The organism is Billgrantia sp. NRB1 (genome assembly GCF_056921725.1).
Genome location: NZ_CM167783.1, coordinates 1894586 through 1908170, shown reverse-complemented (window position 1 = coordinate 1908170; position 13585 = coordinate 1894586). Strand labels below are relative to the sequence as shown.

Annotated in this window: 9 protein-coding genes; 4 read left to right on the top strand and 5 right to left on the bottom strand. The window is 67.7% G+C overall.

All coding sequences use genetic code 11. The features are described from left to right. Positions 1-44 precede the first annotated feature (44 nt). A complete protein-coding gene (gene acnB / locus ACZIYR_RS08655; protein WP_483528906.1) occupies positions 45-2648 on the top strand; it encodes a bifunctional aconitate hydratase 2/2-methylisocitrate dehydratase in 2604 nt (867 codons plus the stop codon). Between the two features lie 220 nt (positions 2649-2868). Here acnB and ACZIYR_RS08650 read toward each other — a convergent pair whose 3' ends face one another. The 3 genes from ACZIYR_RS08650 to ACZIYR_RS08640 form a co-directional block, all read right to left on the bottom strand. Next, entirely contained in the window at positions 2869-3231 is a 363-nt protein-coding gene (locus ACZIYR_RS08650) for a ribbon-helix-helix domain-containing protein (RefSeq protein ID WP_483528905.1), read from the bottom strand. Between the two features lie 74 nt (positions 3232-3305). Next, the gene (locus ACZIYR_RS08645; RefSeq protein WP_473033363.1) at positions 3306-3869 is read right to left on the bottom strand and encodes a DJ-1/PfpI family protein; all 564 of its coding nucleotides are present in this window, start codon (positions 3867-3869) and stop codon (positions 3306-3308) included. Positions 3870-3943: 74 nt separating this feature from the next. Next, positions 3944-4153, bottom strand: coding sequence for a hypothetical protein (locus tag ACZIYR_RS08640; protein ID WP_473033362.1), 210 nt, complete (start codon positions 4151-4153; stop codon positions 3944-3946). A gap of 108 nt (positions 4154-4261) precedes the next feature. On the opposite strand from ACZIYR_RS08640, the gene ACZIYR_RS08635 reads away from it, so the two are divergent. The 3 genes from ACZIYR_RS08635 to ACZIYR_RS08625 all read left to right on the top strand — a co-directional run bounded on the left by ACZIYR_RS08635 (position 4262) and on the right by ACZIYR_RS08625 (position 8897). Next, a complete protein-coding gene (locus ACZIYR_RS08635) occupies positions 4262-6328 on the top strand; it encodes a diguanylate cyclase (protein WP_483528904.1) in 2067 nt (688 codons plus the stop codon). A gap of 86 nt (positions 6329-6414) precedes the next feature. Beyond that, positions 6415-6903: a ribonuclease E activity regulator RraA gene (rraA, locus tag ACZIYR_RS08630; RefSeq protein ID WP_483528903.1), complete on the top strand. Its 489-nt coding sequence runs from the start codon at positions 6415-6417 to the stop codon at positions 6901-6903. Between the two features lie 110 nt (positions 6904-7013). Then, complete coding sequence (locus tag ACZIYR_RS08625) at positions 7014-8897, top strand: glycerophosphodiester phosphodiesterase family protein (protein ID WP_483528902.1); 1884 nt, start codon at positions 7014-7016, stop codon at positions 8895-8897. A gap of 85 nt (positions 8898-8982) precedes the next feature. On the opposite strand, the gene ggt is transcribed toward ACZIYR_RS08625, so the two are convergent. Both ggt and ppsA read right to left on the bottom strand, forming a co-directional pair. Beyond that, entirely contained in the window at positions 8983-10809 is a 1827-nt protein-coding gene (gene ggt / locus ACZIYR_RS08620) for a gamma-glutamyltransferase (RefSeq protein WP_483528901.1), read from the bottom strand. Between the two features lie 234 nt (positions 10810-11043). Then, positions 11044-13416, bottom strand: a complete 2373-nt coding sequence (gene ppsA / locus ACZIYR_RS08615) for a phosphoenolpyruvate synthase (RefSeq protein WP_473033357.1) — start codon at positions 13414-13416, stop codon at positions 11044-11046. Between the last annotated feature and the right edge of the window lie 169 nt (positions 13417-13585).

The window sequence follows — 13585 nt, the reverse complement described above, 5'->3', positions numbered from 1 at the left end:
CCAGATGCGCCGCTTTGACCACCACAACAGATGAGGGCCCCAACGTGCTTGAAGCCTATCGCCAACATGTCGAAGAACGCGCCGCCGAGGGCGTCCCGCCGAAGCCCCTGAACGCCGAACAGGTCGCCGCACTGGTCGAGCTGCTCAAGAGCCCACCCGCCGGCGAAGAGGAGTTCATCCTCGACCTGCTGACCAACCGCGTGCCCCCGGGGGTCGACGAGGCCGCCTACGTCAAGGCCGGCTTCCTGACCGCCGTGGCCAAGGGCGAGACCAGCTCTCCGCTGATCGACAAGGTGCACGCCGTGAAGCTGCTGGGCACCATGCAGGGCGGGTACAACATCGTCTCCCTGGTCGAGCTGCTCGATGACGCTGAGCTTGCCAAGGAAGTGGGCGAGCAGCTCAAGCACACCCTGCTGATGTTCGACGCCTTCCACGACGTGGAAGAGCGCGCCAAGGCCGGCAACGCCGTGGCCAAGGACGTCATCCAGTCCTGGGCCGACGCGGAGTGGTTCCTGGAAAAGCCCGCCCTGGAAGAGAAGATCACCCTGACCGTATTCAAGGTGCCGGGCGAAACCAACACCGACGACCTCTCCCCCGCCCCGGACGCCTGGTCACGCCCCGACATCCCGCTGCACGCCCGCGCCATGCTCAAGAACGAGCGCGAGGGCATCGAGCCGGAGCAGCCGGGCAGCGTCGGCCCGCTCAAGCAGATCGAAGACGTGAAGGCCAAAGGCTTCCCGGTCGCCTACGTGGGCGACGTGGTGGGCACCGGCTCCTCACGCAAGTCCGCCACCAACTCGGTGCTGTGGTTCTTCGGCGACGACATCCCCAACGTGCCCAACAAGCGCGCAGGCGGCTTCTGCTTCGGCGGAAAGATCGCTCCGATCTTCTTCAACACCATGGAAGACTCCGGCGCCCTGCCGGTTGAGATGGATGTCGAGAAGCTCGAGATGGGCGACGTCATCGACATCTACCCCTATGAGGGCAAGGTGTGCAAGCACGGCACCGACGAGGTGCTCACCACCTTCGAACTCAAGACCCAGCTGATCCTCGACGAGGTGCGCGCCGGCGGCCGCATCCCGCTGATCATCGGCCGCGGCCTGACTGCCAAGGCGCGCGAGTCGCTGGGCCTTGAGCCCTCCGACGTCTTCCGCCTGCCCGAGCAGCCCGCCGACACCGGCAAGGGCTTCACCCTGGCCCAGAAAATGGTCGGCAAGGCGTGCGGCCTCGAGGGCGTGCGTCCGGGCATGTACTGCGAGCCGAAGATGACCACCGTGGGCTCCCAGGACACCACCGGGCCGATGACCCGCGACGAGCTCAAGGACCTGGCCTGCCTCGGCTTCCAGGCCGACCTGGTGATGCAGTCCTTCTGCCACACCGCGGCCTATCCGAAGCCGGTCGACGTGGACACCCACCACACCCTGCCCGACTTCATCATGAACCGCGGCGGCGTTTCCCTGCGTCCGGGCGACGGCATCATCCACAGCTGGCTGAACCGCATGCTGCTGCCCGATACCGTGGGCACCGGCGGCGACTCCCACACCCGCTTCCCGCTGGGCATCTCCTTCCCGGCCGGCTCCGGCCTGGTGGCCTTCGCCGCCGCCACCGGCGTGATGCCGCTGGACATGCCGGAATCGGTGCTGGTGCGCTTCAAGGGCAAGCGTCAGCCGGGCGTCACCCTGCGTGACCTGGTTCACGCCATCCCCTACTACGCCATCCAGCAGGGCCTGCTCACCGTCGAGAAGTCCGGCAAGAAGAACGCCTTCTCCGGCCGGGTGCTGGAGATCGAGGGCCTCGAGGACCTCACCGTGGAGCAGGCCTTCGAACTCTCCGACGCCTCCGCCGAGCGCAGCGCCGCCGGCTGCACCATCACCCTGGGTGAAGAGAGCGTCGCCGAGTACCTGAAGTCCAACATCACCCTGCTCAAGTGGATGATCGCCAACGGCTACGGCGACCGCCGCACCATCGAGCGCCGCATCCAGGGCATGGAGGAGTGGCTGGCCAGCCCGAGCCTGATGCGCGCCGACAAGGATGCCGAGTACGCCGAGGTCATCGAGATCGACCTGGACGAGATCAAGGAGCCGGTGCTGTGCGCCCCGAACGACCCGGACGACGCCCGCCTGCTCTCCGAGGTGGCCGGCGAGACCATCGACGAGGTGTTCATCGGCTCGTGCATGACCAACATCGGTCACTTCCGCGCCGCGGGCAAGCTGCTCGAGAAGCAGCCGGCCGGCAGCCTGAAGACCCGCCTGTGGCTGGCCCCGCCCACCAAGATGGACCAGCACCAGCTCACCGAAGAGGGCTACTACGGCATCTACGGCCGCGCCGGGGCGCGCATGGAGATGCCGGGCTGCTCGCTTTGCATGGGTAACCAGGCCCGCGTCGCCGCCAAGAGCACCGTGGTCTCCACCTCCACCCGCAACTTCCCGAACCGCCTGGGCGACGGCGCCAACGTCTACCTCGCCTCAGCGGAACTGGCGGCCGTGGCCGCGGTGGAGGGTCGCCTGCCGACCGTCGAGGAGTACCAGCGCTACATGGGCGAGTTCGACGCCATGGCCGGCGAGATCTACCGCTACATGAACTTCCATGAGATCGAGGAATTCCAGAAAGCGGCCTCGAATGTGATTCCGGTCGCCCAGGAAAGCTGATAGGCTTTCGCTCCGGAATTCGTTTTCGACTCCGATGCTCGCAACATCGACGGCCGCCGCCCGCGGCGGCCAGAGCCGATGACCAAAGCGCCCCGCTCGCGGGGCGCTTTTTTTGGTTTGGGGGTACCCCAGGCCTGGCGGCCGGTCGGTAACGGGAGAAATGGCAAGCGCTAGCGTCGCAAGAAAGCCGGATTTCGTAGCAGATCAACGTTAGCCGGGCTCAGTGCCTGGCCGCCCGCCGGCCAAGCTGCTCGCGCGCCAGGATGGGCGCGGCATCGAGGGAGGCGATAGGCACGCTCCTGTCGGCGGGTATCTCGCCGCTGAGCTGCAGGGCAAGATAGCGCAACGCGCAGACCCGCAGGAAGGAGGTGAAATTGCCCAGGTCGTGGCCGGCATCGATCGACTCATGGTACAGCTGGGTGATCAGCTGCGGGGTATTCATCTCGTCGCGGCGGGCGATCTCCTCCAGCAGGTGCCAGAAGTAGGCCTCCATGCGCAGGCTGGTCACCATCCCGTCGATTCGCAGGGAACGGGTGGTGCTTTTCCAGAGCTGCGGGTCGGCATTGACGAAAAGCTGGCACATGGCGGCTCCCCCATTCTCAGCGTGATCGGACGGCCTCGCCCCCAGCCGGCTCGCCAGACGCTCTGACCGGGCGCTTACACCAGGAGTTTCTGGAACTGGGCCAGCCATGCCGGATGGGCGGGCCAGGCCGGGGCGGTGACAAGATTACCATCGGTCACCGCCGCATCCACCGGGATATCCGCGTACTCTCCTCCGGCAAGCTCCACCTCGGGGCGGCAGGCGGGATAGGCCGAGCAGCGTCGCCCTTCCAGCACCTTAGCAGCCGCCAACAGCTGAGCACCATGGCAAATGGCGGCCACCGGCTTATTCGCGGTGAAAAAGTGCTGCACCATGGCCACCACGTCCGGATTCAGGCGCAGGTACTCCGGCGCACGGCCACCGGGTATCACCAGCGCATCGTAGTCATCCGGCCTCACCTCGCGAAAGGTCGCATTGAGGGTGAAGCGGTGGCCGGGCTTTTCCGTATAGGTCTGGTCGCCCTCGAAATCGTGGATGGCGGTGGCGACGCTATCCCCCGCCTGCTTGTCGGGGCAGACGCCATGCACCAGGTGGCCGAACGCCTGCAGCGCCTGAAACGGCACCATGGTTTCATAGTCTTCGGTGTAGTCGCCGGTGATCATGAGAATCTTCTTGTTCATGTCGGGTCTCCTCGCTTGTTGTGCCCGAGAACAAGCGTCACACAGTCACAATGACAGCGGGTAGTAGCCCGCTACTACATGGACAAAGATGCCGGTTCGGCGCTCTCCAGCGCCGCCAGGTAGTCCGCGAAGGCGGCCCGGGCGGCCGCTATCGCCACCGCCACCTGGCCGGGAGGGCAGCGACGCTCGGCGAAGGCCAGAAAACGCCCCCAGTGGTACTCGGGCTCGGACGCCGAGAAGAAGGCAAGCGGGGTCGCCGGCCCCAGTGCGGCGCTCAGTGCCAATTACCATGGGCTCATACTCTTTCATGACAGCTTTCTGTTAGGGTAAGGCGACTCGCCGTGTCCAGCCCCCGGTCCCTCCCACTCCCCTACCACGAGGCCTCGTAGCGCGTGAACCTCCCACACGATCCAGACGACCGCGAGGCCGAACTCAGCGAGGCGCTGCGTAACTGCGCAGCGGAGCCCGTCCATATCCCCGGTGCCATCCAGCCGAACGGCGGACTGATCAGCTTCGATGCCGAGCTCACCAGGGTGCGCCAGGTCAGCGCCAACCTGGAAGCCCTGCTGGGCATTCCGGTCGAGCAGGCCCTGCGCGCCTCGCCCGCCACGCTGCTGGGCGGCGCCCTGGTCGAGCGCATCCTCCGCGAACTCGATCAGCGCAGCGAAGTCCCCGGCGCCATGACAGCACACCTGGGCCCCGACGCGCTGCGCTTCCAGGTCATTCCCTATCGCAGCGGCACCCGCGTGGTGGTCGAGCTGGAGCCGCTGCCCACCGAGGATGCCTCCCAGCTGCTGTCGGGACTCAATCGCTGGCTTGCCACGGTACGGGAAGCGGCCACTCCCGGCCAGCTGCTGGCGTGGCTGGTGGAAGAAGTGCGCGATCTCACGGGCTTCGACCGGGTACTGATCTACCGCTTTGACGAGCGCTGGAACGGCAGCGTCACCGCCGAGAGTCGCGGCCCTGGCATCGGTAGCTTCCTGGGCCACCATTTCCCCGCCAGCGACATTCCCTCCCAGGTACGCGCGCTGTATGACCGCAACTGCCTGCGCAGTATTCCCGATGCCGCCGCCACCGCCGTCCCACTGGTGCCCGACAACGACCCCGTCGATGCCGCCCCGCTCGATCTATCGCTCGGGGTGCTGCGCGCCGTGTCGCCGATCCACCAGGCGTATCTCGCCAACATGGGCGTCGCCAGCGCCCTCTCTGTGGCGCTTCACGACGACGAGGAGCGCCTGGGCGGGCTGCTGAGCTGCCATGCCCTGGCCACGCCCCTTCGCCTCTCCCCGACGGTCCGCGACGCGGCGCGGGCACTGGTGCAGATCAGCGTTCCCCAGCTGAGGCTGCTGCGCGCCAAGGCCGAGACCCAGCTCATGCAGAAGGTACAGGTCAGCCGCGAACTGCTGCACCAGTCCCACGAGCACTGGGTCGATCCGAGCCTGATCGTGGCCCAGCGCGGCGAGGAGTGGCTGGCGCTGTTCGCCGCTGACGGCATGGCGCTCGTGCATCGCGAGCAGCGGGGCAGATGCGGCACCGTGCCGAGCACGCCATCGCTGGACGCCATGGTGGCGTGGCTGAGCCCCCGGGCGCCGAGCCCCTGGTACAGCCACTGCCTGAGAGACACGCCGCTGGGGCCCTGGCGCGGCCCCAGCAGCGGACTGCTGGCCATTCCGCTGCCCATCGACACCTCGCAGCCTAGCTGGCTGCTGCTGTTTCGCAACGAGGAGATCGAGACCCGTCGATGGGCCGGGGCGCCGCACAAGCAGATCGAGACGCAGGGGACTCGCAGCATGCTGGCGCCACGCCGCTCCTTCGCCGAATGGCAGGAGAAGATTCGTGACCACAGTCGCATCTGGCGCCGCAGCGAACGTCGCGCCGCCCGGGACCTCGCCGAAAACCTGGCGGCGCTGATTGCCAGCCACGAGATCCAACTCCTCAACGCCCGCCTTCGCCAGGTCAACGAGCGCCTGGAGCATCTCGCTTCGCGAGACAGCCTCACCGGGGTGTGGAACCGCTACCATATCGAGCAGGCCCTCGAAAACGAGATCGCCTCCGCGAGCCGCTACGATCGGGACTGCGCCCTGCTCCTGCTGGATGTCGATCACTTCAAGGCCGTGAATGACGATTTCGGCCACGAGATCGGCGACAAGGTGCTGATGACGCTGGTGTCTCGGATGGATGCCATGCTTCGCGAGCCCGACCGCCTGGGCCGCTGGGGCGGCGAGGAGTTCGTGGTGCTGGCGACCGGCACCACGGCCCGTGGCGCCGAGGAGCTCGCCGAGCGGCTGCGCCAGGGGGTGGCCGAGCGCCCATTCGAGGAGGTCGGTCGCGTCACGGTAAGTATCGGAGTGGCCGCATACCGACCGGAAGACACGGTCAAGACGCTGGTCAGGCGCGCCGACCAGTCGATGTATCGCGCCAAGCAGCGCGGCCGCAACAGGGTGTACAGCGCCGACTGACTCCACCACCAAAGCCGTCTTTATCGCCACGCCGGCTGTGGCATCATCTCGGGTGGAACATTCCCCCGCTTAGCAAGGAGCCTGCGATGAGCACCATCATCACCCCCGACATCTGCGATGCCCACCCCGAGGTTCAGGTGCTGGACCCGATCTTCGTCAACTTTGGTGGACGCGAGGCGTTCTGCGGTCCGGTACGCACCGTCAAATGCTTCGAGGACAACTCCCTGGTCAAGCAGGCGGTGGCCGAGCCCGGCGAGGGAGCCGTGCTGGTGGTAGATGCCGGCGGCTCGAGCCGCTGTGCGATGCTCGGCGACATGCTCGCCGAGCAAGCCGTGGACAACGGCTGGGCCGGGGTGGTGATGTACGGCTTCGTGCGCGATGTGGACGTGCTGGCCGAAACCGATCTGGGTGTCCAGGCGCTGGGCGCCCACCCGCGCAAGAGCGAGAAGCGCGGCGAGGGACAGCGCGACATCGCCGTCACCTTCGCCGGCGTCACCCTGACGCCTGGCCAATGGGTCTACGCCGACAACAACGGCATCGTGGTCGCCGAGCAGCGCCTGCCAATGGAGGGGTGAGCCGGGCCTTCCCACCCCGGGGCAAGGCCGGCCACCCGAACCGCCGCCTTGCCCTGGCCGCGTGATCGGTGCCACCCTGAAGGCATGATCCTGTTTTCGTTGATGTCGCCATGCTGTCGCTGAGTTCACTCAGCGCAGACCTGCTGCGCAGCCTCCGCGAGCATCTGCGACCGCTGGTGGCTTACCACCTGTTCTTCACGCTGCTCGCATCGCTGCTGCTGTTGCCGGGGGTGGCCTGGACTCTCACCCACCTGCTGGGGCGCTTCGACCGGCCGGTGATCACCAACGCCGACCTGCTCGACCTGCTGCTGAGCCCCGGCGGCGTGCTGTGGTCGCTGGCGGCCATCGGGCTCTTCTTCCTGGTGCTCTACGCCCAGCAGGCGGGCATGATCCTGGTGGCGATCCGCCGCCGGGGCAACCACTACCAACTCGCTTTCGTGGCCCTGTGGCAGACCCTGCGCCGTCTGCCGGCCCTGGCGGGGCTGGTGGTGCTGCAGGTCGGCACGCATCTGCTGCTGATCGTGCCCCTGGCGCTGCTGCTGGGCTGGCTGTATGGCGTCTTCCTGGGCGGGCTGGATCCCTACTACGTCCAGCGCGTGCGCCCGGCGGCGCTGTGGTATTTCCTGGCCGTGGCGCTTCCCCTGGTGGCCGGCTGGGCCTATCTCGCGGCCAGCCTCTATTTCCGCTGGATCCTGGCCCTGCCGCTGGTCAGCCTGGAGCCCATTTCGCCGTGGCGGGCCCTCGGGCGCAGCCGCGAGCTGACGCGCGGGCGCCAGCGCCAGGTGGCGGTCGCCGTGATCTCGCTGCTGCTGGTGATCATTGCCCTGCCCCTTGCGGCGACCTGGGTCTTCGACCGGCTGTTCACGCCGATGCTGTGGTGGCTTCCCGAGCGCAACGCGGTGCTGATCCCGGCCATGCTCGGCTATGTCTCCGGCTATGTGCTGGTTACCCTGGCCATTACCTTCGTGGGCATCGCGGCCAATGCCCTGCTCTCGGCCTGCCTCTACCTGCGCCTGGTGCACCGGGAGCCGCGCCCTGCCCCGCCGCCGCCGGATGCCCATCCGGGACGACTCGCCTGGGGGGTGGAACTGGGGGTGGTGCTATTCGCCCTAAGCCAGGCGTGGTGGATCGTCAACAGCTTCGAGCTGCGCGATGAGGTGACCATCATCGCCCACCGCGGCAGTTCCATGGTCGCGCCGGAAAACACCCTGGCTGCCGTGGAACAGGCCATCGTGGACCAGGCCCACTACGTGGAGATCGATGTGCGGCTCAGCGCCGACGGCCAGGTGGTGCTCTACCACGACCGCAGCCTGCAGCGCCTGGCCGGCGATCCGCGCCACGTGCGTGACCTGACCCTGGATGAGCTGCGCCAGGTCGATGTGGGCAGCTGGTTCGGCGACGCCTTCATTGGCGAGCGCATCCCGACTCTCGAAGAGGCCCTGGCCACGGTCCGCGGCAGAAGCGCGCTGATGATCGACATGAAGCCCGACCCTGGCGGCGAGGTCGAGCTGGTAGAGGCGGTGCTACGGGCGCTAGAGCATGAATCGGCGTCGCGGCGGCTGTGCCATGAGCGGGTGCCGGCCGGGGCCTCATCCACACACTGCGGCGACATCGATGTGGCGGGAGAAAGCCGCCTGGCGGTGATGTCACCCTGGGTAGTGGACGAGATCAAGCAGCGCGACCCGGAGCTTCGCGTGACCCTGCTGGCCCAGCTGATCATGCCGGGAACCCTGGAGCGCCGCGGCTTCGACGCCCTGGGACTGCGCCACAACCGCATCACCGACAACGAGATCCGCCTGGCACGCCTGTTCGGCTACGAAGTGCACGCCTGGACGGTCAACGATCAGGCGCGGATGTCGGAGATGATCGACCTGGGGGTGGATGCGATCATCACCGACTATCCGGATCGGCTTCGGGAGCTGATCGACGAACGCCGCGAGCTGAGCGACGGCGCCCTGCTGCTGGTCAAGCTTCGCAACTGGCTCAGGCAGTAAGGTTCGAGGTTCGAGGTTCGAGGAGCGAGGTTCGAGGAGCAAGGTTCGAGGCACGAGGAGGTTCCTCGTGCCTCGCTCCTTGTGGCTAGTCGCCCATTACCACGCCTTCACGCCGCGGGTCGGCGCCGCCGAAGAAGCCCTCCTCGGTGACCTGCAAGGCCTGCAGGCCGCTGACCAGTTCGCGTTCGCTGACCTCATGGCCGCGGGCGTCGAGGGCCTCCAGGGTCGCGGCGGGGAAACGCCCCTCCTCCAGGAAGGCCGGCCCGCCCAGGGTGATGGCGTGGGGCAGGTTCAGCGCTTCCTGGGCGTCGAGGCCCCAGTCGAGCATGGCCACCAGCGCCTTGGCGGTGTAGTGGATGATCGCCGCCCCGCCCGGGGAGCCGAGGCTCGCCACCAGCTCGCCGCTGTCGCGGTCGAACACCAAGGTGGGGCTCATGCTGGAGCGGGGTCGCTTGCCGGCTTCGACCCGGTTGGCGATGGGCGTGCCCTCGGCGTCGTTGGGCGCAAAAGAGAAGTCGGTGAGCTCATTGTTGAGCAGGTAGCCACCGGCAAGCCCCGTGCCGCCGTCGGCGAGGATGCGCGCCCCGAAGGCCGCCTCGATGGTGGTGGTCATGGCGACGGCGTTGCCCTGCTCGTCGATGATGCTGATATGGCTGGTGCCGTATTCCGGCTGGTCGGGCTGCACCGCCCAGGCAGTGGCCATGGCCACGGGGTTGCCGGGTTCGGCGTTGCCGCTGCCGATGCTCTGGTCGCCGATCAGCTCGGCGCGGCTGGCCAGATAGTCGGGATCGAACAGCACGGCCCAGTCGCCCCCCGGGGCCTCGACGAAGTCCGGGTCGGCAATGTAGAGGCCACGATCGGCGAAGGCGAGCCGTGAGGCCTCCAGGAAACGGTGCAGCCACGCCTCGCTGGGGAGGCCGTCGTCCAGCGGCGTCTCCAGGGGCGGCAGATGCTCGAGAATGCCGAGGATCTGCATGATGGTCAGCTGCCCCGACGAGGGCGGCGGGAAGCCGCACAGGGTATAGGCCTGCCAGTCGCCGCACAGGGGCTCGCGCTGCTTCGCTTCGTAACCGGCCAGGTCGTCCAGGCTCAGCGACCCGGGCCGGGTGTGATGCCCCTGCACCCGGGCCACCAGATCCTCGGCGATGGCGCCTTCGTGCAGGGCGGCACTGCCGTGTGCGGCGATCTCGCGCAGGATGGCCGCGAGGGCCGGATTCTCGAGCGCATGGCCCACCGCCAGGGGTTCGCCGTCCGGGTAGTAGAAGGCGCCCCCCAGCGGGTCGTCGCGCAGGGGCTGCTCCTCGGCCAGGCTGGTGGCCAACCGGTGGCTGACCGGGAAGCCCTGCTCGGCCAGGGCGATGGCCGGGGCGAACAGCTGCGCCCAGGGGAGCTGGCCATGCTCGGCGTGGGCCAGCTCAAGCATGCGCACGGTGCCCGGCACGCCCACCGAGAGCCCGCTGGCCGCGGCGTCCATGAAGGCCAGCGGTTCGCCGCTGTCGTCCAGAAAGAGGCTGCCGTCCACGGCGCTGGGCGCCGTCTCGCGGCCGTCGAAGGCCGCCACGCGGTCGCCGTCGAAGTGCATCAGGAAGGCGCCCCCGCCGATACCGCTGGACTGGGGCTCGACCAGAGTGAGCACCATCTGCACGGCGATGGCGGCATCCACGGCGGAGCCACCGGAGCGGAGCACCTGGTAGCCGGCATCGGTGGCCAGCGGGTTGGCGGCGGCCACGGCGAAGCGCTCGGTGGCCCAGCCGGGCTTCTCGGTGTAGTCGGAGGCCACCTCGGGGGCGATCTCCGGCATGTCGTAATCGAAGGCCACCTCGGCCTGGGCGGCGAGGGGCAGGCCGAACAGCAGTGCGGCGACGACCGGGGCCAGCCGGCGGCGACGCAAGGGAATCAGGGGGAGGCTCATGGGACAGGCTCCTTGTCACGGGGGTTCGCGTAGGGGGGAGTCTGTCAGCATAGACGAAAGACGCCCGGCCGGCTGAAGGTCGACCGGGTGAGAATGCCCTATCAATGTTTGGTTCTTCGCCGACTGGCGTGAACAGGCTATGTGGAGGGACGGTTCGACGCTTCGACGAAGGCACCCCATGGGTAGCGCTGCGCGCTACTTCGCGAGCTGAAGCTCCCTCCCACAGATGTCGGCTTAACTCAGGGTTTCCCCTGCGAGCATAAACCAGGTCTCCAGCACCGCGTCGGGGTTCAGCGACACCGAGTCGATGCCCTGCTCCATCAGCCACTTGGCGAGATCGGGGTGGTCGGACGGCCCCTGGCCGCAAATGCCCACGTACTTGCCCTGGGCCTTGCAGGCGGCGATCGCCATGGCCAGCAGCTTCTTGACCGCGGGGTTACGCTCGTCGAAGAGGTGGGCGACGATCCCGGAGTCGCGGTCCAGCCCCAGGGTCAGCTGGGTCAGGTCGTTGGAGCCGATGGAGAAGCCGTCGAAGTGCTCGAGGAACTCGTCGGCCAGCAGGGCGTTGGCCGGCAGCTCGCACATCATGATCACCTTGAGCCCGCCCTCGCCGCGCTTCAGGCCGTTGGCGGCCAGCAGGTCGACCACCTCGCGCGCTTCCTCGGTGGTGCGCACGAAGGGCACCATGATCTCGACGTTGTCCAGGCCCATCTCGTCGCGCACGCGCTTCAGCGCCCGGCACTCCAGCTCGAAGCAGGGCCGGAAGGCGTCCGACACGTAGCGGGAGGCACCGCGGAAGCCGAGCATCGGGTTCTCTTCGCCGGGCTCGTAGAGCTTGCCGCCGATCAGGTTCTCGTACTCGTTGGACTTGAAATCCGACAGGCGCACGATCACCCGCTGAGGGTGGTAGGCCGCGGCCAGGGTCGAGATGCCCTCCACCAGCTTGTCCACGTAGAAGCTGACGGGGTCGGCATAGCCGGCGGTGCGCAGGTCGATGGTCTGCTGCAGCTCCAGCGGCAGGGTCTCGTACTCCAGCAGCGCCTTGGGGTGCACGCCAATCATGCGGTTGATGATGAACTCGAGGCGCGCCAGCCCCACGCCCGCGTGGGGCAGCCCGGCGAAGCCGAAGGCGCGGTCGGGGTTGCCCACGTTCATCATGATCTTGAAGGGGATTTCGGGCATGGCGTCGACGCTGGAGACCTTGCAGTCGAAGTCCAGCAGCCCCTCGTAGACGTGGCCGGTGTCGCCCTCGGCACAGGAAACGGTGACGTCGCGGCCGTCATCCAGCGCCTCGGTGGCATCGCCGCAGCCCACCACCGCCGGAATGCCCAGCTCCCGGGCGATGATCGCGGCGTGGCAGGTGCGCCCGCCGCGGTTGGTGACGATGGCCGAGGCTCGCTTCATGATCGGCTCCCAGTCGGGGTCGGTCATGTCGGTCACCAGCACGTCGCCGGGCTTGACCTTGTCCATCTCGTCCGGCGAGAAGACGAGCTTGACCGCCCCGCGGCCGATGCGCTGGCCGATGGCCCGGCCGGCCACCAGGGTGCGGCCCTTCTCGCGCAGGTGGAAGCGTTCGAGCTTGCCGCCCTCCTGCTGGGAGACCACCGTCTCGGGGCGGGCCTGGACGATGTAGAGCTCACCGTCATCGCCGTCCAGCGCCCACTCGATATCCATGGGCCGGTCGTAGTGCTGCTCGATGGTCACCGCCTGGCGGGCCAGCGCCATGACCTGATCATCACTGATGCAGAAGCGCCCGCGATCCTTGAGCGGCACGTCCACGGTGGCCACCGACTTGCCGGCGCTGGCGTCGTCGCCGTAGACCATCTTGATTAGCTTGGAGCCCAGGTTGCGGCGCAGTACCGCCGGGCGACCGGCGGCCAGCGTGGGCTTGTGCACGTAGAACTCGTCGGGGTTGACCGCGCCCTGCACCACCGTCTCGCCCAAGCCCCAGGAGGCGGTGACGAAGACCGCATCCCGGAAGCCGGACTCGGTATCCAGGGTGAACATCACGCCGGAGGCGCCGGTCTCGGAGCGCACCATCTTCTGGATGCCGGCGGAGAGCGCCACGTTCTCGTGGGCGTAGCCGCGATGCACCCGGTAGGAGATGGCGCGGTCGTTGAACAGCGAGGCGAACACCTCGTGAACCGCACGCTTGATGTTGTCGAAGCCCTCGATATTGAGGAAGGTCTCCTGCTGGCCGGCGAAGGAGGCGTCCGGCAGGTCCTCGGCGGTGGCCGAGCTGCGCACCGCGGCCTTGAGGTTGGGATGCTGGGCGGCCAGGGTGTCGTAGGCGTCGCGCAGGGCGGCTTCGAAGGTGGGGGGCAGCGGGGTGTCGATGACCCACTGGCGGATCTCGGCCCCGACCCGGGCCAGCTCGCCGACGTCGTCGACATCGAGACGCGCCAGGGCCTGGTTGATCCGCTCGTTGAGGCCCTCATGGGCGAGGAACTCTCGATAGGCGTGGGCGGTGGTGGCGAAGCCACCGGGCACGGTGACCCCGGCTCCCGACAGGTTGGAGATCATCTCGCCGAGCGAGGCGTTCTTGCCACCGACGCGCTCCACGTCGTCCATGCCGAGCTGATCGAACCACAGGATGTAAGCTTCCACGAGACCCCCTTGATCTTCGATGCCGTGGCACAAGGCCAGCGATTGCGATGGTCGCTACCTTACCGGCAAGTGACCATATTCGCCATTGGTCTAACATCGAAGTCACTGGAGGATTTTTACAACAGTCGCCGATTTCGGCCTTTTCGTGTAGTGCGCCGGTGTCGCGAAG

Coding starts and splice junctions, on each gene's coding strand:
- ACZIYR_RS08650 (WP_483528905.1), bottom strand. CDS start 3,231: ATGTGCCAGCTTTTCGTCAATGCCGACCCGCAGCTCTGGAAAAGCACC.
- ACZIYR_RS08645 (WP_473033363.1), bottom strand. CDS start 3,869: ATGAACAAGAAGATTCTCATGATCACCGGCGACTACACCGAAGACTAT.
- rraA (WP_483528903.1), top strand. CDS start 6,415: ATGAGCACCATCATCACCCCCGACATCTGCGATGCCCACCCCGAGGTT.
- ACZIYR_RS08625 (WP_483528902.1), top strand. CDS start 7,014: ATGCTGTCGCTGAGTTCACTCAGCGCAGACCTGCTGCGCAGCCTCCGC.
- ggt (WP_483528901.1), bottom strand. CDS start 10,809: ATGAGCCTCCCCCTGATTCCCTTGCGTCGCCGCCGGCTGGCCCCGGTC.